The organism is Corynebacterium dentalis (assembly GCF_900232865.1).
GTDB lineage: Bacteria > Actinomycetota > Actinomycetes > Mycobacteriales > Mycobacteriaceae > Corynebacterium > Corynebacterium dentalis.
Genome location: NZ_OCTS01000005.1, coordinates 130166 through 152731 on the forward strand (window position 1 = coordinate 130166; position 22566 = coordinate 152731).

Annotated in this window: 20 protein-coding genes; all 20 read left to right on the forward strand. The window is 61.1% G+C overall.

Going from position 1 to position 22566, the window contains the following annotated elements:
* Positions 1-31: 31 nt before the first annotated feature.
* The 20 genes from CS919_RS06575 (at position 32) to ribD (ending at position 22510) form a co-directional block, all read left to right on the forward strand.
* Complete coding sequence (locus CS919_RS06575; RefSeq protein ID WP_099298692.1) at positions 32-1120, forward strand: M24 family metallopeptidase; 1089 nt, start codon at positions 32-34, stop codon at positions 1118-1120.
* 105 nt (positions 1121-1225) lie between these two features.
* Positions 1226-1789: an elongation factor P gene (gene efp, locus CS919_RS06580; protein ID WP_099298693.1), complete on the forward strand. Its 564-nt coding sequence runs from the start codon at positions 1226-1228 to the stop codon at positions 1787-1789.
* A gap of 17 nt (positions 1790-1806) precedes the next feature.
* A complete protein-coding gene (gene nusB, locus CS919_RS06585) occupies positions 1807-2466 on the forward strand; it encodes a transcription antitermination factor NusB (protein WP_099298694.1) in 660 nt (219 codons plus the stop codon).
* Between the two features lie 161 nt (positions 2467-2627).
* Positions 2628-3233, forward strand: coding sequence for a bifunctional pyr operon transcriptional regulator/uracil phosphoribosyltransferase PyrR (pyrR, locus tag CS919_RS06590; RefSeq protein ID WP_099298695.1), 606 nt, complete (start codon positions 2628-2630; stop codon positions 3231-3233).
* A 3-nt stretch (positions 3234-3236) separates the two neighbouring features.
* Positions 3237-4175 carry an aspartate carbamoyltransferase catalytic subunit gene (locus tag CS919_RS06595; protein WP_099298696.1) on the forward strand — a complete coding sequence of 313 codons (939 nt, stop codon included), beginning with the start codon at positions 3237-3239 and terminating at the stop codon, positions 4173-4175.
* Positions 4176-4231: 56 nt separating this feature from the next.
* Positions 4232-5590 carry a dihydroorotase gene (locus tag CS919_RS06600; protein WP_099298836.1) on the forward strand — a complete coding sequence of 453 codons (1359 nt, stop codon included), beginning with the start codon at positions 4232-4234 and terminating at the stop codon, positions 5588-5590.
* Positions 5591-5673: 83 nt separating this feature from the next.
* On the forward strand, positions 5674-6819 hold the full coding sequence (gene carA / locus CS919_RS06605; RefSeq protein WP_099298697.1) for a glutamine-hydrolyzing carbamoyl-phosphate synthase small subunit: 1146 nt from the start codon (positions 5674-5676) through the stop codon (positions 6817-6819).
* Between the two features lie 61 nt (positions 6820-6880).
* The gene (gene carB / locus CS919_RS06610) at positions 6881-10216 is read left to right on the forward strand and encodes a carbamoyl-phosphate synthase large subunit (RefSeq protein ID WP_099298698.1); all 3336 of its coding nucleotides are present in this window, start codon (positions 6881-6883) and stop codon (positions 10214-10216) included.
* A gap of 83 nt (positions 10217-10299) precedes the next feature.
* Positions 10300-11145, forward strand: coding sequence for an orotidine-5'-phosphate decarboxylase (pyrF, locus tag CS919_RS06615; RefSeq protein ID WP_099298699.1), 846 nt, complete (start codon positions 10300-10302; stop codon positions 11143-11145).
* Positions 11146-11411: 266 nt separating this feature from the next.
* Entirely contained in the window at positions 11412-11732 is a 321-nt protein-coding gene (gene mihF, locus CS919_RS06620) for an integration host factor, actinobacterial type (protein WP_099298700.1), read from the forward strand.
* 4 nt (positions 11733-11736) lie between these two features.
* Positions 11737-12309 carry a guanylate kinase gene (gmk, locus tag CS919_RS06625; protein ID WP_099298701.1) on the forward strand — a complete coding sequence of 191 codons (573 nt, stop codon included), beginning with the start codon at positions 11737-11739 and terminating at the stop codon, positions 12307-12309.
* Positions 12310-12375: 66 nt separating this feature from the next.
* Positions 12376-12657 carry a DNA-directed RNA polymerase subunit omega gene (gene rpoZ / locus CS919_RS06630; RefSeq protein WP_099298837.1) on the forward strand — a complete coding sequence of 94 codons (282 nt, stop codon included), beginning with the start codon at positions 12376-12378 and terminating at the stop codon, positions 12655-12657.
* A 63-nt stretch (positions 12658-12720) separates the two neighbouring features.
* Complete coding sequence (gene coaBC / locus CS919_RS06635; RefSeq protein WP_099298702.1) at positions 12721-13992, forward strand: bifunctional phosphopantothenoylcysteine decarboxylase/phosphopantothenate--cysteine ligase CoaBC; 1272 nt, start codon at positions 12721-12723, stop codon at positions 13990-13992.
* 124 nt (positions 13993-14116) lie between these two features.
* Complete coding sequence (gene metK, locus CS919_RS06640) at positions 14117-15343, forward strand: methionine adenosyltransferase (protein WP_099298703.1); 1227 nt, start codon at positions 14117-14119, stop codon at positions 15341-15343.
* A 77-nt stretch (positions 15344-15420) separates the two neighbouring features.
* Positions 15421-17505 (forward strand): primosomal protein N', encoded by a 2085-nt coding sequence (locus tag CS919_RS06645; RefSeq protein ID WP_099298704.1) that lies wholly within the window; start codon positions 15421-15423, stop codon positions 17503-17505.
* 10 nt (positions 17506-17515) lie between these two features.
* Positions 17516-18025 carry a peptide deformylase gene (def, locus tag CS919_RS06650; RefSeq protein ID WP_099298705.1) on the forward strand — a complete coding sequence of 170 codons (510 nt, stop codon included), beginning with the start codon at positions 17516-17518 and terminating at the stop codon, positions 18023-18025.
* Positions 18026-18030: 5 nt separating this feature from the next.
* Positions 18031-19032, forward strand: a complete 1002-nt coding sequence (gene fmt, locus CS919_RS06655; protein WP_099298838.1) for a methionyl-tRNA formyltransferase — start codon at positions 18031-18033, stop codon at positions 19030-19032.
* Positions 19032-20714 (forward strand): RsmB/NOP family class I SAM-dependent RNA methyltransferase, encoded by a 1683-nt coding sequence (locus CS919_RS06660; RefSeq protein WP_099298706.1) that lies wholly within the window; start codon positions 19032-19034, stop codon positions 20712-20714. Before fmt ends, CS919_RS06660 begins: the two co-directional genes overlap by 1 nt.
* 11 nt (positions 20715-20725) lie before the next feature.
* Entirely contained in the window at positions 20726-21424 is a 699-nt protein-coding gene (rpe, locus tag CS919_RS06665) for a ribulose-phosphate 3-epimerase (RefSeq protein ID WP_099298707.1), read from the forward strand.
* Positions 21425-22510: a bifunctional diaminohydroxyphosphoribosylaminopyrimidine deaminase/5-amino-6-(5-phosphoribosylamino)uracil reductase RibD gene (ribD, locus tag CS919_RS06670; RefSeq protein ID WP_234990853.1), complete on the forward strand. Its 1086-nt coding sequence runs from the start codon at positions 21425-21427 to the stop codon at positions 22508-22510.
* Positions 22511-22566: the final 56 nt, after the last annotated feature.

A 22566-nucleotide genomic window follows, 5' to 3' on the forward strand; every position in this document is an offset into this window, starting at 1 on the left:
TATCTCGTCTGACCTGAGGAGGAATCACAACATGGACCCCACCCGAGCACAACAGCTGCATGAACGTCGCAAGGCAGTCGCCAACACCATCGCAGAGGCCCATGCACACGCTTTGTTGATCACCGACCTGCGCAACGTGGAATACCTCACCGGTTTCCGTGGCTCTAATGGGGCATTTTTGCTGCGCGCTGACGGCACCGGCATTGTGGCCACGGATGGTCGCTACGCCACGCAAATCGCGCTGCAAACGGGTGAGCCGGACGACGTGGAGATCGTGGTGGAATCCAACATCGTTCGCGCGCTTAATGCCCGCTTCCAGGAGGAGACCGAGCAGACTCTCCGGGTGGAGCCCAGCATGTCGCTGGGGCAAGCCCGGGCCCTGGGTGATCCGGAGATTATCTCCAACGCAGTGGAGCAGGCTCGTCTGATTAAGGATGATGCCGAGATTCAAGCTCTTCGAGCCGCTGGTCAGCTGGCAGATTCCGTGTGGCAGCAGTTCATTGCTGAAGGAGGCATTCGCGAAGGAATGACGGAAATCGAGGCCGCTGCTGACCTAGAGAACCGTCTTCGCAAGGCAGGCGCAGATTCTTTGAGCTTCGATACGATCCTGGCTTCTGGAATCAACGGCTCCAAGCCTCATGCCGGGGTATCTAAGGACGTCATCGTGCCTGGGTTGGTGACCGTTGACTTTGGTGTGTACCTGAATGGATACGCTTCCGACCAGACGCGCACGGTGTGCGTAGGCGAACCCACAGACCGAGATTTCGAGCTCTATGACACGGTCTACCGCTCACAGAAAGCAGGCGAGTCGATCCTGCGCCCAGGCACTGGCCTGCGGGAAGTAGATTCTGCGTGCAGGCAAGTCATTGAATCGGCTGGGTACGGGGAGTACTTCGTGCATTCCACAGGTCACGGCGTGGGCTTGGACGTTCACGAGGCACCCCGCGCTGCCCAGACCGTGGATGAAGCAGACAAGCTGAAGGAAGGCATGACCCTGACCGTCGAGCCTGGCATCTACCTGCCCGGCGATACCGGATTGCGCATCGAAAACACCTACATCATCACGGCCGATGGCGCGGAAAGCCTCAACGTCTCGGCCACTGAGCTCATCGTTGTCTAGCTCGGTGCTAGACTGACTCACCGGTTGATTTACACATTGTTATCGTCGTTGCTGCGTACACCCCGCGCGATGATCACGCACAAGTCTTTAAAAGGAGAATGACCCGTGGCAAATACCTCGGATTTCAAGAACGGCCTGGTCCTCAAAATTGATGGCAAGCTCCAGCAGATCATCGAGTTCCAGCATGTGAAGCCAGGTAAGGGCCCAGCATTCGTCCGCACCAAGCTCAAGGATGTTGTCTCCGGCAAGACCGTAGACAAGACCTTCAACGCTGGTGTGAAGGTGGAGACCGCAACGGTCGACCGTCGCGACATGACCTACCTGTACCACGATGGTTCCAACTTCGTTCTCATGGACGATAAGACCTTCGACCAAATCGAACTGTCCGAAAACATGATGGGCGATGGCGCCAAGTTCCTGCTGGAAAACACCGTGGTTCAGGTCTCCTTCCACGAAGGCGAGCCACTGTTCGCCGAGCTTCCTGTGGCAGTGGAGCTGAAGGTGGAGCACACTGATCCAGGCCTGCAGGGCGATCGCTCTACCGGTGGCACCAAGCCAGCCACCTTGGAGACCGGCGCTGAGATCCAGGTCCCATTGTTCATCGAGACGGGCAACCTGCTCAAGGTTGACACCCGCACCGGTGAGTACCTCTCCCGCGTGAACAGCTAGTTTTTTCGACGCCAACCGTGAGCAAAGAAACTAATTTCAAGCGCCATGGGTCGCGCTACAAAGCGCGGCGCCGTGCAGTGGACATTCTGTTCGAGGCAGAATTCCGGGACATTGATCCGGTAGACATCGTCGACGAGCGAGTTTCGTTGAGCAAGGATGCAGAAAACCAGGTCAAGCCGGTTCCGGAGTACACCCGTCAAATCGTCGAAGGCGTGGCCGTGCACTTGGACGCCCTGGACGAGTCCATCGCCAGCCATTTGTCTTCCGAGTGGCGACTCGATCGCCTGCCCGCCGTGGACCGCGCTGTACTGCGCGTATCTGCGTGGGAGGTCATGTTCAACGATGATGTCCCCGGCAAGGTAGCGATGAAGGAAGGCGTGGAGCTAGCCAGCGAGTATTCGCACGATAAGGCTCCGGGCTACGTCAACGTGGTCCTGGACGGTGTTGGCCGCGATGCGGACATCCGCCTGGCAGACGCAGCAGCCGCACAACGCGAGAGTCAAGAAGCCGCTGGTTCGGGCGATCCGTCCGATGTTGAGCTGGAGAGCCTGATCGGCAACGTGGTCGGCGAAGAGTCCACTTCCGAATCCGCTGAGTCTTCACCAGAGCAGCCGGAGTCCGCTTCTGATCAGAATGACTCCACGCCGAACCAGCCCTCGTCCGGCGAACAGCAGTAATTCCAGATGGGCGCGGGTGATGTGGTGAGCCTTGCGTCGAATATTGAGACAGCTCACGCAGCAACAGTTCCGCTGCGTGAGCTGTCTTGCTACACTGTCTACCAGTCACTTATCCGACATCCTTTAACTGACCGCACAGAGAGGCGGGAAAGGAGGTCACGATGAACCCGACGGCCGCTACTGGTGAAACCCAGCTGCTCTCAGCAGATGACGTTTCCCGTACCGTCGCGCGCATCGCGCACCAGATCATTGAGAAAACGGCACTAGACGGGCCGGACAGCCCACGGGTTGTTCTACTAGGAATTCCGTCTGGGGGAGTGCCACTGGCAAAACGGTTGGCAGCGAAGATCACCGAGTTTTCCGGCGTGGACGTGTTCCACGGTTCTTTGGACATCACACTCTACCGCGACGATTTACGCCGCGGATCGAAGCATCGTGCGCTCAAGCCCACCACCGTTCCCAACGAGGGCATTGATGGCACCACGGTCATTTTGGTCGATGACGTGCTCTTCTCCGGACGGAGCGTCCGCGCCGCACTCGATGCTTTGCGCGATATCGGGCGTGCCCGCAACGTGCAGCTCGCCGTGTTGATTGACCGAGGCCACCGCGAATTGCCCATTCGCGCGGACTACGTGGGGAAGAACATTCCCACCGCCGCGAACGAAGACGTGGTGGTGGAGCTCGAAGAGCTCGATGGCACGGACCAGGTTGTACTCACCCGCGCTAACGTCGCCGGGACCAGCACTTCTGAACAGGAGAGTGTCTAGATCATGAAGCACCTTTTGAGCATCGGAGACCTCTCTGCTGCAGAAATCACAGAGCTCTTGGACGAGGCAGACCGCTTCGCAGAGACTCTGCGGGGCCGGGAGATGAAGAAGCTTCCTACTCTGCGTGGGCGCACCATCTTCACCCTGTTCTACGAGAACTCCACCCGCACCCGCAGCTCGTTTGAGACCGCGGGAAAGTGGATGAGCGCGGACGTCATCAACATTTCCGCTTCCAGCTCGAGCGTGAAGAAGGGCGAATCCCTCAAAGACACCGCACAGACGCTGAAGGCTGTGGGCGCGGACGCGATCATCATGCGCCACCCATCGTCCGGCGCGGCCCAGCAAGTGGCCCGCTGGGTGGACGATATCGCCGTGATCAACGCGGGTGACGGCTCACACCAGCACCCCACGCAGGCCCTCTTGGATGCCGTGACGATGCGCCAGAAGTTGGGGGATATCTCCGGTAAGCACGTGGCTATCGTCGGCGATATTCTGCACTCTCGAGTGGCTCGCTCCAACGCACAGCTGCTCACCACGCTGGGTGCCCACGTGACCTTCGTTGCCCCTCCGACGTTGCTGCCATTTGGCGTAGAGAGTTGGGGAGTGGAAGTCTCTCAAGACTTCGACTCAGTGATCAAGAGCGCCGACGTGGTGATGATGCTCCGCGTGCAGGCTGAGCGCATGCGTGGCGGGTTCTTCCCGAGCCACCGCGAGTATGCCACCCGTTATGGCCTGTCGCGTGCACGCCGGGAATCCATGCGCGACGATGCCATCGTGATGCACCCCGGCCCGATGCTGCGCGGCATGGAAATCAACGACGACGTTGCTGACGCACCGAACACCGTGGTGTTGCAGCAGGTCACCGCCGGAGTGCACGTGCGCATGGCCGTGTTGTTCTCACTGTTGGTGGGCACCGGCCAAGACTTGGAGGGCGCGAAGTAACTATGAGCAACAACGATTCTGTACAGCCGAAAGGACAGGCCGTGAACTCCCACATTATGGGTACCGCCGATGATTCCGCTTACCCAGCAACGGGCCGCCTGGCAGCACACCCTACGGGTGCTGACAACGAGGTGCTTCTGCAGGGCGTGAAGATCTATGGCGAAGGCGAGCCAACGGACGTCTTGATCCGCGACGGCAAGATCGCCGAGATCGGTAACGGGCTGAGCACTGACGGCGAAACTCTGGACCTCGACGGCCAAATTCTGCTGCCCGGACTAGTAGACATGCACGTGCACCTGCGTGAGCCCGGTCGCGAAGACACCGAGACCGTCGCCACCGGCTCCGCCGCCGCTGCCCAGGGCGGATTCACCGCCGTGTTCACCATGGCCAATACGGCCCCCGTGACAGACAACCCGAGCATCGCCGAAACCGTCTGGTACAAGGGACAAAACACCAACCTATGCGACGTGCACCCCGTGGGCTCCATCTCCAAGAACCTGGAAGGCAGCGAGCTCACCGAGTTCGGCATGATGGCCGAATCCGACGCCAAGGTGCGCATGTTTTCCGACGACGGCAAGTGCGTGGATGACCCCCGCTTGATGCGCAGAGCCATGGAGTATGCCAAGGGCATGGACGTTTTGCTGGCACAGCACGGCGAAGAGCCCCGCCTGACCGAAGGCGCGGTGGCGCACGAGGGTGAGCAGGCTGCCAAGTTGGGCCTGACCGGATGGCCCCGCGTGGCGGAGGAATCCATCGTGGCGCGCGATGCCATCATGGCCCGCGACTACGGTGGCCGCCTGCACATCTGCCACGCCTCCACCGAGGGAACCGTGGAACTGCTCAAGTGGGCCAAAGCTCAGAACATTCCGCTGTCCGCCGAGGTCACTCCGCATCACCTGCTGCTGACCGACGAGCGCCTAGAAACCTACGACGGCGTCAACCGCGTCAACCCTCCACTGCGTGAACAGCGCGACGTGGACGCACTGCGCCAGGCACTCATCGACGGCACCGTGGACTGCGTGGCCACCGACCACGCCCCGCACGGATCCGAAGAGAAGTGCTGCGAGTTCGATAAGGCCCGCCCCGGCATGCTGGGACTGGAAACCTCGTTGGCTCTCATCGCGCAGATCTTCGTGCTGGGCGGAGACCAAGACTGGCGCTTCATCGCGCGCGTCATGTCCGAGCGTCCCGCTCAGATCACCAAGCTGCCCGGACACGGACGTCCCATCGCCGTGGACGAACCAGCCAACCTCTGCGTGGTCGATACGCAGCGCAGCTGGGTCGCCACCGGTGAAGACATGGCATCGAAGTCCCGCAACACCCCGTACGAAGGCATGGATATGCCCGTTCGCATCAGCACCACGCTGCTCCGCGGAGCAGTGACCTGCCGAGACGGACAAGCAGTCACCGCCTAAACCCCCGAAAGATAGTCATGGGCGCCAGGCAAGAGACAGGCTTGGCGTCGGACACAAAGAAACAAAGAGAACAGGACACAACAATGACGAACACTGCAGCAGCCCTCGTACTAGCTGACGGTCGTATCTTCCGGGGACGGGCCTTCGGCGCGGAGGGATCCACGCTGGGAGAGGCCGTGTTCACCACCGCCATGACCGGCTACCAAGAGACCATGACGGACCCTAGCTACCACCAGCAGATCGTGGTGGCGACCGCCCCACAGATCGGCAACACGGGATGGAACGACGAAGATTCCGAGTCCCGCGGTGACAAGATCTGGATCGCCGGCCTGGTAGTGCGAGACCTGTCCCGTCGCGTGTCTAACTGGCGCGCAGACCGTTCCCTCGAAGAAGAGATGAAGGAACAGGGCATCATCGGCATCCAGGGCGTGGACACCCGCGCTGTGGTGCGCCACCTCCGCGACCAAGGCTCCGTGGCCGCCGGACTGTTCTCCGGCGAGGCCGTGACCACCGACGAGGACATGCTCTCCCAGGTCAAGGCCCAACCGACCATGGTGGGTGCAGACCTGGCAGCCGATGTGTCCACCGACGATGTGTATGTGATCGACGCCGAGGGCGCGCACAAGCACACGGTGATCGCCTACGACATGGGAATCAAAACCAACACGCCACGCGAATTCTCCCGCCGCGGCGTGCGCACCGTGGTGGTGCCATCGGATACCACCTTCGAGCGGGTGCAGGAACTAATGAAGGAATACTCGGTGACCGGCGTGTTCGTGTCCAACGGTCCCGGCGACCCGGCTACCGCTGACGTAACCATCGAACAAGTCAAGAAGGTCCTCGAGGCCAAGATTCCATTCTTCGGCATCTGCTTCGGCAACCAGATCCTGGGCCGCGCCCTGGGTATGGAGACCTACAAGCTCAAGTTCGGGCACCGCGGCGTCAACGTGCCCGTGATCGACCACCGCACCGGTCGCATCGATATCACCGCCCAGAACCACGGCTTCGCGCTCAAGGGCACGGCGGGCGAGGAGTTCGAGACCCCATTCGGACCCGCTGAGGTCACGCACACCTGCCTTAATGACGACGTGGTGGAGGGCGTGGCCCTCAAGGATGGATCTGCCTTCTCCGTGCAGTACCACCCAGAATCCGCCGCCGGCCCGCACGATTCCAACTCTCTGTTCGACCAGTTCGTAGAGCGCCTAGACCAAGAACAGTCCGCGTCTTAACTCGACGAGTACCTCACTCACTTAAGTCATCACCTCAATCAATAACTAGGAGATTCATTCCATGCCACGTCGGGAAGACATCAAGCACGTACTCGTCATCGGTTCCGGCCCCATCGTGATCGGTCAGGCCTGTGAGTTTGACTACTCGGGCACCCAGGCCTGCCGCGTCCTCAAGGAAGAGGGCCTACGAGTTACCCTGATCAACTCCAACCCCGCCACGATCATGACGGACCCGGAGTTCGCGGATCACACCTACATCGAGCCCATCCAGCCGGGCTACATCGAAAAGATCTTCGCCGCAGAGCAGGCCGCTGGCCACAAGGTCGACGCCGTACTGGCCACCTTGGGTGGACAGACCGCATTGAATGCTGCGATCCAGCTGGATCGCCTGGGCATCCTGGACAAATACGGCGTGGAGCTCATCGGTGCGGACATCGATGCCATCGAGCGCGGCGAGGACCGCCAGAAGTTCAAGGACATCGTGGCCAAGATCGGCGGCGATTCCGCTCGTTCCGCCGTGTGCCACAACATGGACGAAGTGCATGCAGCCGTGGCTGAGCTGGGACTTCCCGTGGTGGTTCGCCCGTCCTTCACCATGGGTGGCCTGGGCTCCGGCTTGGCTTATAACAACGAAGACCTCAACCGCATCGCCGGCGGCGGCCTGGCCGCTTCTCCGGAAGCTAACGTGCTGATCGAAGAGTCCATCCTGGGATGGAAGGAATTCGAGCTGGAGCTGATGCGTGATGGCAAGGACAACGTGGTGGTTGTCTGTTCCATTGAGAACGTGGACGCTCTGGGCGTGCACACCGGTGATTCCGTGACCGTGGCTCCGTCCATGACGCTGACCGACCGCGAGTTTCAGACCATGCGTGACCAGGGCCTAGCCATCTTGCGCGAGGTGGGCGTGGACACCGGCGGATGTAACATCCAGTTCGCTATCAACCCAGATGACGGTCGCATCATCACCATCGAGATGAACCCACGTGTGTCCCGTTCCTCTGCGCTGGCTTCCAAGGCCACGGGCTTCCCAATCGCCAAGCTGGCTGCAAAGTTGGCCATCGGTTACACCTTGGATGAAGTGCGTAATGACATCACCGAGGTCACCCCAGCTGCTTTCGAGCCGACGCTGGACTATGTGATCGTCAAGGCTCCTCGCTTCGCATTCGAGAAGTTCCCCGGTGCTGATGACACGCTGACCACCACGATGAAGTCCGTGGGTGAGGCCATGGCCATCGGCCGGAACTACATCACCGGCTTGAATAAGGTCATGCGGTCCCTGGAGACCAAGCAGACCGGCTTCTGGACCACCGCTGACGAGTACTTCGCTGGCGAGCGCGCCACCGACAAGGACGCGGTGCTGGAAGATCTAACCCGCCCGACCGAGGGTCGCATGTACGACGTTGAGCTGGCCCTGCGCCTGGGTGCCACCATCGACGAGGTCTACGAGGCGTCCAAAATCGACCCATGGTTCTTGGAGGAAGTCCAGGCTCTGGTTGATTTCCGCAACCAGCTAGAAAATGCGCCGGTACTGGACGAACAGCTGCTGCGCGAAGCCAAGTACCTGGGCCTGTCTGACCGGCAGATCGCCGCGCTGCGGCCAGAATTGGCAGGGGAGGACGGCGTGCGTTCGCTGCGCTGGTCCCTGGGAGTGCGTCCAGTCTTCAAGACCGTGGACACCTGCGCCGCTGAGTTCGAGGCCAAGACCCCATACCACTACTCTTCCTACGAGTTGGATCCCGCAGCCGAGACTGAGGTGACCCCGCAGACGGAAAAGAAGAAGGTTCTGATCCTGGGCTCCGGCCCGAACCGCATCGGCCAGGGCATTGAGTTCGACTACTCCTGTGTCCATGCTGCGCTCGAGCTGTCCCGTGTGGGCTACGAGACCGTCATGATCAACTGCAACCCGGAGACCGTATCCACGGACTACGACACTGCAGATCGTCTGTACTTTGAGCCGCTGACCTTCGAAGACGTCATGGAGGTCTACAACGCGGAAGCCGAGTCCGGCGAGATCGCCGGAGTCATCGTGCAGCTGGGCGGCCAGACCCCACTGGGCTTGGCACAGCGACTGGCAGATGCCGGTGTGCCTGTCGTCGGAACGTCGCCGGAGGCCATCAACCTGGCTGAGGACCGCGGCGAATTCGGCAAGGTTCTGGAGAAGGCCGAACTGCCTGCTCCTGCATACGGCACCGCTACCTCCTTCGAAGAAGCTCGGGACGTCGCATCCCGCATCGGTTACCCCGTGCTGGTGCGTCCGTCCTACGTGCTGGGCGGCCGCGGCATGGAAATCGTCTACGACGAGCCATCCCTCGAGGACTACATCTCTCGCGCCACCGAAATCACCGATGACCACCCAGTGCTCGTGGATCGCTTCTTGGACTCCGCCATCGAAATCGACGTGGACGCGCTGTGCGATGGGGAAGAGGTCTTCCTCGCAGGCGTGATGGAGCACATCGAGGAAGCCGGCATTCACTCCGGTGACTCCGCATGTGCCCTGCCTCCAATGACGCTGGGACCTGAGGACATCGAGAATGTGCGCCGCTCCACCCAGGCGCTGGCTCACGGCATTGGTGTCAAGGGCCTGATGAACGTTCAGTTCGCGCTGAAGGACGACATCCTCTACGTTATCGAGGCCAACCCTCGCGCATCCCGCACTGTGCCATTCGTATCCAAGGCCACCGGTACGCCACTGGCCAAGGCTGCCGCGCGCATCATGCTGGGAAGCACCCTGCAGGAGCTGCAGTCCGAGGGAATGATCCCGACCGATCGCGACGGTGGATCGCTGCCACTGGGGCATGCCATTGCGGTGAAGGAAGCGGTCATGCCGTTCAACCGTTTCCGCAGCCCAGACGGCAAGGTGTTGGATTCCCTGCTGAGTCCCGAGATGAAGTCCACCGGTGAGGTCATGGGTCTTGATTCTGACTTCGGCACAGCTTTCGCGAAGTCTCAGGAGGGCGCATTTGGTTCCCTGCCCACCTCCGGCACGGTGTTCGTGTCCGTGGCTAACCGCGACAAGCGCACCTTGATGCTTCCGATCATGCGCTTGGCCGACCTAGGCTTCGAGATTCTCGCCACCGAGGGCACCGCCCAGATGCTCAAGCGCAACGGCGTGCCGTGTGAGGTTGTCGCCAAGCTGTCCAGCATCAACGAAGAGTCCGAGGATCGAGCACGCTCTGTGGTGGACTACATCAACGAGGGCAAGGTGGACCTCATCCTTAACACTCCGGCAGGTTCTGCTGGTGCACGTCACGATGGCTACGACATCCGCGCTGCCGCAGTGAACATGGGTGTCGCCGCGATCACCACTGTTCAGGGCTGTGTGGCCGCTGTTCAGGGCATCGCGGCACTCCAGGGCGCTGACACCGAGGTGCGAGCAATCCAGGATTTGCAGCATTAATTGATCGATCTGCACGGCTCTCGCGTGTGAATGACGCAGGGGCCTGTGCGCCCCTCGTTTTCATATAGAAAGGCACTTGTTTCATGGTTGGTTCTCCAGCCCACTCCCGCCCGGAGGGCACGTTCGGTCAGCGATTCGTCGAGCGCGCGGCCACATACGGCCCAGTGTGCGTGGGGATCGACCCACACGCACAGTTAATGCAGGACTGGGGCTTGGAGGCCAACGTTGATGGCCTGCGTCAGTTCACGGACATCTGCGTGGAGGCCTTCGCAGAGACCGCCTGTGTGGTCAAGCCGCAGGTTGCGTTTTATGAGCGTTTCGGTTCGGCCGGGTTCGCAGTTCTGGAACGTGCGTTGTCCGCGTTGCGCGCTGCTGGTGTATTGGTTATTGCCGACGCTAAGCGCGGTGACATTGGATCCACGATGGCTGGCTACGCCACTGCGTGGTTGGATGACAGCTCGCCCTTGTGCGCAGACGCGGTCACGGTATCGCCATGGTTGGGCTTCGGTTCCTTGGAGCCGGTAATGCAGGCGGCGGAACAATCTCATAGGGGAGCGATTGTTCTGGCTGCTACGTCGAATCCTGAGGCTCCCTCTGTGCAGCTGGCAGACGTGCGCGGGGTCACCCTTGCACAAAGCATCGTCAACCAGGTTGCGCAGCGAAATGCTGTTCATGAGGGTCCTGGCAACTTGGGCGTGGTGGTGGGCGCAACCGTGGATAATCCACCTCAACTCGATGAAGTTGGTGGCATGATTCTCATGCCGGGAGTGGGAGCCCAGGGCGGATCGTTCGCAGATGTGGAGCGAATAGCCGGTGCCGCCGAGGCACTGGCATGTCCAAATGTTTCCCGCGGAGTGCTCAAGCGAGGGCCTGACGTGGGCGAAATATCTGACGCAGTGATGGAAATGCGTGCTAGTTATTTGAAATAGCGCTGATGAGTAGTGGTACACTTTCTCGGGTTAGGGCTGTTGAGCGCACGGTGATCCTCGTGGTCACGAGGGTAAACACTCAGATTCGGCACACAGATCGCTGAATTGCGGCATAGATAACTCGCCTTGAGTATTGCCTGTACGAACTTACCGAGTACTTCGTGTAAGTTCGTCAGCATCGTTGCTGCTACTCCCATGAGTTTCTGCAACACCCTAGACGTAGTTACGTACAAGACATTCGACTAGAACCTACAACGGAGGATCCCGTGGCACTTCCCCAGTTGACCCCGGAGCAGCGTGCAGAAGCACTCAAGAAGGCTGCAGAAGCTCGTAAGGCACGCGCGGAGCTGCGCGAGAAGCTGAAGCGAGGCGGCACCGATCTCAAGCAGGTGCTCAAGGACGCTGAAACCGACCCGATTCTGGGCAAGATGAAGGTTTCCGCACTGCTCGTATCTTTGCCAAAGGTGGGCAAGGTCAAGGCAGAGGAGATCATGAACCAGCTGGAGATCGCTCCTACCCGCCGCTTGCGCGGCCTGGGCGACCGCCAGCGTCGCGCACTCCTGGAGCACTTCGGCTTCGAGGAGTAAGTCGGTGACCAACGACACAGCTGAGGGGAGGGTCGTTGTTCTGGCTGGACCATCTGCAGTGGGTAAATCCACTGTTGTGTCCAAGCTGCGAAACGACGTCCCTCGACTCTTCTTCAGTGTGTCGATGACCACTCGCGATCCCCGTCCGGGAGAAGTAGATGGGCAGGATTACATCTACGTTTCCCGGGAGGATTTTCGTGAGGCCATCGAGGCCTCCAAGATGCTGGAATGGGCGGAAATCCATGGGGGCTTGCAGCTCTCAGGAACGCCGCGCGTTCCAGTGGAAGAAGCAATCGCTGAGGGCCGCCCCGTGCTCATCGAGGTTGACCTCGAGGGCGCGCGCAACATCAAGCGCCTCATGCCAAACGTGGAACTGGTCTTCCTAGCCCCACCGTCGTGGGAGATCCTGGTAGACCGGCTGACTGGACGTGGCACCGAGAGCCAAGATGTGATCGACCGCCGGTTAAAAACCGCGCGCGTTGAGATGGCCGCTCAGGATGAGTTCGACAGAGTAGTGGTTAACGACGACCTCAATACGGCAGTAGCTGAGATCTCTGGAATCCTCCAGGGCTCCTAACCAGCCCGCTGCGTGCGTGAGAACCGCACAGCCCCTTGAAGTATTTTAAAAGAGAAGGTGTACAACGTGGAAAATCAGGACGTGAACTCGAACGAGACGGTGTTCGATCCACCAGTAGGAATCACCAACCCGCCGATCGATGAGCTCCTGACCAAGGTTTCTTCTAAGTACGCGCTGGTGATTTTAGCCGCTAAGCGTGCGCGACAGATCAACGATTACTTCCAGACCATCGATGAGGGAGTCTTCGAGTTTGTTGGCCCGCTGGTGACCCCAGACGTGCAGGAAAAGCCTTTGTCCATTGCTCTGCGCGAGATCAACCAGGATCTCTTGGAGCACACCGAGGGTTAGACCCGCTAGGCTGTCCGTGTGAGTAATTCAACCAACGGATCACCCAACGGCTCTGCGCAAAAAATGCCGCTCCGCGTCTTAATAGGCGTTGGGGGCGGCATTGCAGCGTATAAAGCTGCCCACCTGGTTCGTTACTTCAAGGAATCCTCCCATGAAGTGCACGTTATCCCGACGCGCAGCGCACTGAAGTTTGTTGGCGCAGCGACGTTCGAGGCCTTGAGTGGCAATCCCGTGTCCACCGATGTTTTTGACAATGTGGATGAGGTGCAGCACGTGCGCCTGGGCCAAGAGGCTGACTTGATTGTCATCGCTCCAGCGACTGCCGACCTACTTGCGCGTCTGGCTACCGGACGGGCAGACGACCTGCTGACGTCGAGCTGCTTGGTGTCAACATGCCCGATCGTCCTCGCTCCGGCAATGCACACAGAGATGTGGGAGAACGCTGCAACACAAGCTAATGTCCGCACCCTGCGGGAGCGCGGCATCACCGTCATCGAGCCGGCACATGGCCGTCTGACGGGGAAGGATTCCGGTCCAGGCCGGTTGCCTGAACCCGATCACATCGGGGCACTGTCACTGGCGGTGGCACGCAACCAACACGCCGAGATATTCCGGCAATCCTTGGTGGGCAAGCGCGTGGTGGTCACCGCAGGCGGCACTGAAGAGCCGATCGACCCCGTGCGTTTTCTCACCAACGCGTCCTCTGGACGCCAAGGATACGCGCTGGCTGATATCGCCGCGCAACGTGGCGCTGACGTGACCCTCATTTCCGCTAGCACGGATGTACTGCACACACCCAGTGGGGCAGAGGTAGTGCATGTGCGCACTGCTCTGGAACTCCAAGCCGCGGTACAGGAAGCTGCGCCCCACGCAGATCTGATGGTTATGGCTGCGGCTGTGGCGGACTATCGGCCAGAGTCAGTGGCGGCGTCGAAAATGAAGAAGGACGGCGACCACGATTTCTCCACGTTGAAGATGACCGAGAACCCGGACATCCTGGCGGGCCTCGTTCAGGCACGGAGGGAGGGGGAGATCCCTTCCGAGACGGTCATCGTGGGCTTTGCTGCGGAGACGGGGGATGAGAAGAGTAGTCCTCTCGAGCACGCTAAGCGCAAGTTCCTGCGCAAGGGTTGCGACCTGTTGATGTGCAATGCGGTGGGAGAGGGCAAGGTCTTTGGCCAGGAGGACAATGCGGGCTGGTTGCTGAGCGCTCGCGATACTCCAGGTGCGGAAGGCCGGGAAGATCCCACCGTGATTGACGTGCCTTCGGGACCTAAATTGGATGTGGCTGCGCGCATCCTCGACGAAGCAGAAACCCTGCTGACCCCACATTAATGACAAATACAGACAGCTTGGTCTAGTATCTAAGTTCTGTTCTTAAATCATTGCCGTGACCTAAGCTGCCACCCATAGCCGATAGCCCACGCGAACAATCAACACAGTAAAGAAGGTCTCTACGTTGTCCCTGCGACTGTTTACCAGCGAATCCGTCACTGAGGGGCATCCAGACAAGATCTGCGATGCCATCTCCGATTCCATTCTGGATGCCCTCTTGGAGCAGGACCCAGAGGCTCGCGTGGCAGTAGAGACGGTTGTGACCACCGGGCTCGTGCACGTGGTGGGAGAGGTGCGCACCAAGGCATATGTGGAGATCCCCCAAATTGTCCGCAATACGCTGACCAAGATCGGCTTCACCAGCTCTGACATGGGCTTTGACGGCAAGACTTGTGGCGTGAGCATCTCCATCGGTGAGCAGTCTCCGGAGATCGGCGCGGGCGTGGACACCGCCATCGAACACCGGGAGCACTCGACCGGCGAGCTAGACGCAGACGATCAGCTGGGCGCAGGCGATCAGGGACTCATGTTCGGCTACGCCACCAACGAAACCGCAGAGCTGATGCCTCTGCCTATTTCCCTGGCTCACCGCCTAGCGCACCGCCTGGCGGAGGTACGCAACGAGAACATCGTTCCGGGCCTGCGCCCGGACGGCAAGACCCAGGTCACCTTCGCCTACGACGAAGCGGGAAAGCCCGTCAAGCTGGATACTGTGGTGATCTCCACGCAGCACGACGAGTCCTGGGTGGGCGAGGCGCAGCGTCAGAGCTTGGCTGCCTCGCTGAAGCATCACGTGCTCGATCACTGTGTGGCCGAGGCCGGAATCCAGCACTTGGTGCACGCCGATGTGAACCTGCTGGTCAATCCTTCCGGTTCCTTCGTGCTGGGTGGCCCCATGGGCGATGCTGGTCTGACCGGCCGCAAGATCATCGTGGACACCTACGGCGGCATGGCTCGCCACGGCGGCGGCGCATTCTCCGGTAAGGATCCTTCAAAGGTGGACCGTTCCGGTGCCTACGCGATGCGCTGGGTGGCGAAGAACATCGTGGCCGCCGGTCTTTCGGAAAAGGCAGAAGTACAGATCGCGTACGCCATTGGCCGCGCCAAGCCGGTGGGCCTGTATGTGGATACTCACGGTACCGCAGCTGCAGATCTGACCGACGAGCAGATCCAGCAGGCCGTGTTGACGGTTTTTGATCTGCGTCCTACCGCGATCTTGCGCGAGCTGGATCTGAAGCGTCCGCTGTACGCCCAAACCGCTGCCTATGGGCACTTTGGTCGCACGGATGTGGACCTGCCGTGGGAGCGCACCAATCGCGTGGATGAGCTCAAGGCCGCACTGGGTCGATAGCTGCTCGCGGGTGGTTTTCTGCCTCATGCGTTGCACCTGAACCAGCGCTGTCTGGCCACTCGTTACACTAGGTGACCGTGACTACCCAACGCCCTGCATTGTCGGAACCCATCGCCCGGGTTCTGCCTTTGTTGGGCGTTGCGCATTTGGATCGGCTTTTCGATTACTCCATCCCAGAGGCAATGCAGAGCACGGTGCAGCCGGGGATGCGCGTCCGTGTTCGCTTCGCGGGCCGTTTGGTGGATGCGCTGGTGGTTCAGCGCCGCCGTACTAGCGATCACGCGGGCAGCTTGCGTCCGATCGAGCGCTTGATCAGCCCTGATGTGGTGTGCGACGAGCATATGTTTCGCCTGATCGATCAAATTGCTGAGCGCAGCGCAGGCATCCGCTCGGATATCGTGCGCATGGCCATCCCGCCCCGCCACGCCGCCGCGGAAAAGGCGGGCTTGTTTGGCGATGGGCGTTCGTGGGTGGATCTGTATGGTTCGTTGGTTCCCGTGGAGCAGTTGTGCGAGTCCTCTTTGTCCGACGCCAACTCCGCCTTCTCCAGCTACAGCAATGGTCCGGAGTACGTCTCTTCCGTGATTCACGGAACGGCCAATTCCGCCAGTGTTCTCACTCTGCCGGGTGAGGATTCCGCTTTCCTGGCGGCGGTTCTTGCCGCCGCCACAGCGTGGAATGGGCAGCAAGCTGGTGTCTTGATCGTCGCGCCCACGCAAAAGGTAGTCGACCGCGTGGGGGCCTATCTTCGGACGTGGGTATCGGCGGCGCAGATCACGGAGATGACGGCCGCGGAAGGCCCCAACGCACGCTACCGGAGGTTCCTCTCTATTCTGCACGGGCAGGCTCGCTTGGTTGTGGGCACGCGTTCAGCGGTTCTGGCTCCGGTACAGAACCTGAAGTTGATCGTGGTGCTGGGGGAGTCCGATGACAACTTGGTGGATCCGCGTGCGCCGTACTTGCACGCCAGGGACGTGGCCAAGCTCCGCGCGGAGGAATCTGAGGCCGCCCTGGTGACGGTCGGGGTGCATCGCTCGGCAGAGATCCAGCAGTGGATTGAGGCAGGACAGATGCAGTCCATTTCCGTACCGCGACCGACAGTCGGCGAACATCTTCCGCTGATCAGGGCGTTGGGGGAGACAGATCTGCAGCGCGAGCGCGAGGCCTATTCTCGTGGCTCCCGAGTGCCCACTTTGGCCTTCCATGCCATCCGGCACGCGCTCGATGCGAGCGAACCAGTACTCGTCCAGGTTCCGCGTAGGGGCTATGCCCCGGCGCTGTCGTGCTCTCGCTGTCGCACGCCAGCTCGGTGCCGACATTGCAATGGTCCTCTGGAACTGCCCGCCTCCGGGGAGGCTGCCGTTCCTCGCTGCCGGTGGTGCGGCGCATCAGCAGGTCAATTCACCTGCTCGGCCTGCGGTAATAATTCGGTTCGCATGTCCGTCATCGGACAGGACCGCACGGTCGAAGAGCTGGGCCACGCCTTTCCGGGGGTGCCCATCATCTCCAGCGGCGGGGAGTCGGTGCGGGTCGAAGTTCCCCACAAACCCAGCATCGTGGTGGCCACCCCGGGTGCCGAACCTCGAGTAGCACCGCAGGATAAGAACAGCCTCGTCGGCCTCTACGGCGCTGCGGTGATGCTGGATCCATGGATTGTACTGGGTAAAGAAGATCTGCGGGCCAACGAGAATGCCGTGCGCCAGTGGATGCAGGCAATCTCCCTGGTCAAACCACACGCACACGGTGGTCTGGCCGTACTGACCGCGGATGCGTCATTGCATTCCGTGCAGCAGGTCATCCGTTGGGATCCGGAAAGAGCGGCGATGTCGGAGTTGGCGTCGAGAAAGGAAGCTCACTTTCCCCCGGCAGCAACCGTGGCTGCAGTCGATGGAACCGCAGCCAGCATCGAAAACCTCATCGACCTGGCAGAACTACCTGTGACAACCGAACTGCTCGGCCCAGTGGAGCTTCCCCCTGGAGTGCGGCTGCCCGCGGGAATGGATAAGTCGGAGGCAGACAGCGCGCGCAGACTCATCGTGCGCGTTCCCCACGAAGATGCGATTGCTCTGGGCAGTGCGCTGAAGACGGCGCAGGCGGTACGCGCCACGCAGAAGAACGCCGGGCCGCTACGGGTGATTATGAACCCAGTACGCATCGGCTAACCTTGTCGCTATGACTGAGCTTTCCATGCGTTACTTTGGCGACCCCGTACTCCGCACTGTCTCGGACCCCATTGCCGAGGACAAGGTGGGATCGGCAGCAACAAAGACGCTGGTAGCAGACATGTTGGAGACGATGGATGCTTATGGTGGCGTTGGCCTTGCCGCCAATCAGGTGGGGGTGACCCAGCGCGTATTCGTCTACGACTGCGAAGGCGACCGCGGCCACATCATCAACCCCGTGTGGACGGCGATCGATAACGAGACCCAAACCGGCACCGAAGGGTGCCTGTCTATTCCAGGAATCGGCGGTACCGTGACACGCGCCGAGCGGGTCCGCGTGCAGGGACTGACCGTGGACGGCGAGCCAGTGGACCGCGAAGTCACAGGCCTGTTGGCGCGCTGCGTTCAACACGAAACGGACCACCTCGACGGCGTGATGTTCCTCAAGCATTTGTCGCCGGAGGAACGCAAGGAAGCGATGTCCGCCATCCGCACGGCCGATTGGTTCCAGAACGCATGAGCGCAATGAAGATCCTGTTTGCAGGCACGCCCGAACCCGCCGCGTATGCGCTGCGTCGTTTAATTGACGACGCAAACCTCGATGTGGTCGGAGTGATCACCCAACCTGATGCCAACCGTGGCCGGGGGCGCAGCCTGCACCCCAGCAAGGTCGCTGAAGTAGCCGACGAGCACGGCATCCCGGTGCATAAGTGGCCGTCCTTGAAGACCGGTGTGGAGCAGGCAGAAGATCCGCGCGCTGTCTTGGCCAGCTATGCAGATCAGGGAGTGACTGCCGTGGCCGTGGTGGCCTATGGCAACCTGATTCCGTCTGATCTCCTGGATGCTTTCGAGTTCGGTTGGCTTAACCTGCACTTTTCTCTGCTGCCGCGGTGGCGGGGAGCAGCTCCCGTGCAGGCCGCCATCGCTGCCGGAGATAACATCACGGGCGCCACAATCTTTCGCATCGAAGAGGGTCTGGATACCGGCCCGATGCTCAGCTCCTATGACGAGCAGATTGGCATTGCGGACACGGCCGATGATCTGCTGACGCGCCTGACCTTGCAGGGCCGGGAGCTGCTGGCGGACACGTTGATTTCGCTGCATGAGGGCACGGCCACGCTGACAGAGCAAGATGTATCTTTGGCCACCCATGCAGGCAAGATTCACTCTGCCGATGCCCGAATCGAATGGAGCGCACCAGCGGACGTCATTCAGCGCGTGGCGCGTGCCCACACACCAGCACCGGGAGCCTGGACGCTGCTGAACGAGCAGAGATTTAAGATCGGGATGATGCTTCCATGGTCCGACGGGGAAGAAGTGCCCGCGCTGAGGCCCGGGCAGATCTGCGTATGTAACAAGCGCGTGATCGTGGGCGCGGGAGACCAGAACGTCCTCGAGATCACCGCGATTCAGCCACCCGGCAAGAAGATGATGAACGCTGCCGACTGGGCACGCGGTCAGCAAGAGCTCATGGAACAACGCCCGCAGTTCGACGCTGCACAATCCGGTCAGGAAGAGGATCACTAATGGGAGGATTTCGCTCGCGCGCTGAGTCATCGCAGCCGCAGGAGCCAGAACGCAAAAACGCTGGACACGACAGCTCTGGGCGCAATCAGTCTGGGCCTAATCAGTCTGGCCGCAACAGCTCACCGGACAAGCGCACGGCTGGCAGCTCCGATGACGGCCGATCAGGGCAGAGGTCGGCGTCGGGAAAGAACTCAACGAGGCGCAACGACCGCAACGGCAAGGCTTCGAAAGGCTACCAACAGCGTCGGCCGGAGCATCGTCAGGCTAAGGCAAGGCAGGCAGGCAGTGGCGATAAGGCGCGCGACGTGGCGCTTTCGGTGCTGCGCGAGGTGACGGTCAACGAGGCCTTCGCCAACCTCGTACTCCCACGCGCGATCAAGGACGCGAACCTGACCGGTCGCGATGCAGCGTTTGCCACAGAGCTGACCTACGGCACGCTGCGCGCCACCGGGCTGCTGGATGCGATCATCGCCGAGGCAGCGGGGCGCCCAGTGGACAAGATCGACTCAGTGGCGCTAGATATTCTGCGCTTGGGTGTATATCAGATCCTGCGCACGCGCGTGGATGACCATGCGGCGGTCAACACCTCGGTGGAACTGGCGAAGGCCAATGCCGCCGGCCAGGCCAGCGGCTTCATCAACGGCGTGCTGCGCACTATCACCCGCACCTCCGCGGAAAAGTGGATCAACAAGGTTGCTGGGGGATCGGAATTGGAGGACCTGGCGCTGCGCAACGCCCACCCCGCGTGGATCGCGCAAGCGTTCAACGATGCACTGCACCACCGCGCGGATGCACAGGAAATCCACCCCGAACTCGAGGCGGCTCTGGAGGCCGATGACAAGCGCCCGGTGGTGCACCTCGCCGCGCGCCCTGGGCAGATCAGCGCGGAAGAACTTGCGCTGGTCACCGGTGGCGAGGAGGGCACGTGGTCTCCCTACGCGGTCTACCTGGAAGAGGGTGCCCCGGGAGAACTTGAGCCTGTGCGCGACGGTTTAGCCTCCGTCCAAGACGAGGGCAGTCAGATGATCGCCCTGGCGCTGGCCCGTGCTCCTCTGAACCGTGATGATGCCGGCCGGTGGCTGGACCTTTGTGCAGGTCCGGGAGGCAAGACCGCGTTCTTGGGCTCGTGGGCTCAGAGAGACTCGGCCACCGTGGATGCGGTGGAATTGGCCTCGCACCGTGCGACTTTGGTGAAGAACTCCACCAAGGGATTGCCCGTGCGCGTGCACACCGGCGACGGCCGCGACGTGACTTCCGTGGCTGGCCTCGACGCACCTGACGAAGGCTTCGACCGCGTGCTGGTAGATGCGCCATGTTCGGGTTTGGGCGCACTGCGCAGGCGGCCCGAAGCGCGCTGGCGCAAGGCCGCCACAGATATTCCGGAGTTGGTCTCGTTGCAACGAGAGCTACTGCGCTCTGCGATCAAGGCAACCGCACCGGGCGGAGTGGTGATCTACTCGACGTGCTCTCCTCACCTCAAGGAGACCTCCGCGGTGGTGCGTTTCGTGGCCGAGGAGACGGGATTGGAGACGCTCAATCTGTTCGACGTCCTCCCGGAGTTGACCAACGAGGGCGCTTCCGCCGCGGGACCTTTTGTCCAGATGTGGCCACACAAGCACGGCACGGACGCGATGTTCATCGCCGCGCTGCGCAAGCCCTTGCCCATTTACACCCCCGCGTAAACTGAGGAACTATGTCTGAGAATCCTGCCGGTCAAAAGACCATCATCGCCCCGTCAATCTTGGCCGCGGACTTTAGCCGCTTGGCCGAGGAAATCGCTCGCGTGGACAACGCGGAATGGCTGCACATCGACGTCATGGATGCGCATTTTGTTCCCAACCTCTCCTTTGGCCTGCCAGTGGCAAAGTCGCTGGTTCCACACACGGATAAGCACCTTGACGTGCACCTAATGATTGAGGACCCCGCCCGCTGGGCACCGGACTACGCCAATGATTTCCAGTCCGTCACCTTCCATTTGGAGGCCGTGCAGGATGTCGACGAGGCAGTAGCACTGGCAGACAAGCTGCGTGGCGTGGGAACGATGGCAGGCATTTCCATCAAGCCGAATACTCCTGTGGAGCCCTTGCTGGATCACTTGGAGAAGTTCGACATCGTGCTGGTCATGTCCGTGGAGCCTGGCTTCGGTGGACAGAAGTTCATGCCTGAGGTGCTGGACAAGGTCCGCGCACTGCGCGAACGCATCGATGCGGATGGTCTCTCCACCCTCATCGAGATCGATGGCGGTATCGGAATCGAATCCACCACACCCTCGGCCGAAGCGGGCGTGGATGTTTTTGTGGCCGGCTCCAGTGTGTTTGGCCACGAGGCGCCCGCCACGCAGGTCACCGCGATCCGCGAGGCAGCCCAGGCTGCGCTCGCCGATGGTCAGTAAGTGTCTGTAGAGCTCAACCACCTCGGTGCCTCCCGCTCCGAGGAGCTGCGCCTGTTCTTCCACGCTGACGAGTTGGCGTGGGCGGTGGCAGGAACCACTTCGCCCAACCCAGCAGTCGGTTGCCTCCTGCTCGATGACACAGGCCGGATCATTGGCCAGGGCGCCACGCAGCCAGCCGGTGGCGCGCATGCCGAGGTGATGGCACTGGCAGACGCACAGACTCACGGCGAGGACGTGCGGGGGAGCCGGGCGGTAGTCACTCTCGAGCCATGCAACCACACCGGCCGCACCGGTCCGTGTTCCCATGCGTTGGCTGAAGCTGGTGTGGCCCGGGTGGACTACCTCTTTGCGGACCCCAACCCGCAGGCACAGGGCGGAGCGGACTATTTGCGTGCGCATGGCGTCGAGGTCAATGGACCTGCACTGAGCCCAACACACAAGGAAGACGAACCTCCCACCCAATGGGTGCCAATCTTCGCGGTGGAAACGTGGCTGACGTCTGCGGTGCACCTTCGCCCGCACGTCACGCTGAAACTCGCCTCCACCATCGACGGCTTCATCGCCGCCACAGACGGCACCAGTCAGTGGATCACCGGCGAGGCTGCTCGCAGGTACGTCCACGAGGATCGCGCGCGCCGAGATGCCATCGTGGTGGGCACGGGCACGGTGGCTGCGGACAATCCTCGCCTCACCGCACGCGATGAATCTGGTCAGCCGATGCCGCAGCAGCCGTTGCGGGTGGTCATGGGATGGCGTTCCATTCCCGACGACGCCGCGATCCACCACCCTCCAGGCCAGGCATTGCACCTGCGGGAGCACGATCCGCGGGTGGTTCTGCAGGAAATGCATTCCCGCGGAATGGTCGACGTGTTGGTGGAAGGCGGACCCCACATCACCACGGCTTTTTTGGACGCTGGGGTAGTGGACCGCATTGAGCTCTATCAAGCCCCATCACTACTGCGCGCCGGACAACCCAGCATGATTGCGCCGGTTAACTTGAGCACGTCCATGTCCGATATTCGGGAACTGAATCCGCGACAGATGCGTGTCTTGGGACGCGATACGCTATGGACGTTATCCCGTTGACGGCGGGCGGGATCCTCGGGAACCAGCCACAAAGAGCTAGCACGGAAGGCTAGATA

Excerpts from the sequence above, each read along its gene's own strand:
- CS919_RS06575 (WP_099298692.1), top strand. The coding sequence starts at position 32 with ATGGACCCCACCCGAGCACAACAGCTGCATGAACGTCGCAAGGCAGTC.
- pyrR (WP_099298695.1), top strand. The coding sequence starts at position 2,628 with ATGAACCCGACGGCCGCTACTGGTGAAACCCAGCTGCTCTCAGCAGAT.
- CS919_RS06595 (WP_099298696.1), top strand. The coding sequence starts at position 3,237 with ATGAAGCACCTTTTGAGCATCGGAGACCTCTCTGCTGCAGAAATCACA.
- CS919_RS06600 (WP_099298836.1), top strand. The coding sequence starts at position 4,232 with ATGGGTACCGCCGATGATTCCGCTTACCCAGCAACGGGCCGCCTGGCA.
- carA (WP_099298697.1), top strand. The coding sequence starts at position 5,674 with ATGACGAACACTGCAGCAGCCCTCGTACTAGCTGACGGTCGTATCTTC.
- carB (WP_099298698.1), top strand. The coding sequence starts at position 6,881 with ATGCCACGTCGGGAAGACATCAAGCACGTACTCGTCATCGGTTCCGGC.
- pyrF (WP_099298699.1), top strand. The coding sequence starts at position 10,300 with ATGGTTGGTTCTCCAGCCCACTCCCGCCCGGAGGGCACGTTCGGTCAG.
- coaBC (WP_099298702.1), top strand. The coding sequence starts at position 12,721 with ATGCCGCTCCGCGTCTTAATAGGCGTTGGGGGCGGCATTGCAGCGTAT.
- def (WP_099298705.1), top strand. The coding sequence starts at position 17,516 with ATGACTGAGCTTTCCATGCGTTACTTTGGCGACCCCGTACTCCGCACT.
- fmt (WP_099298838.1), top strand. The coding sequence starts at position 18,031 with ATGAAGATCCTGTTTGCAGGCACGCCCGAACCCGCCGCGTATGCGCTG.
- CS919_RS06660 (WP_099298706.1), top strand. The coding sequence starts at position 19,032 with ATGGGAGGATTTCGCTCGCGCGCTGAGTCATCGCAGCCGCAGGAGCCA.
- rpe (WP_099298707.1), top strand. The coding sequence starts at position 20,726 with ATGTCTGAGAATCCTGCCGGTCAAAAGACCATCATCGCCCCGTCAATC.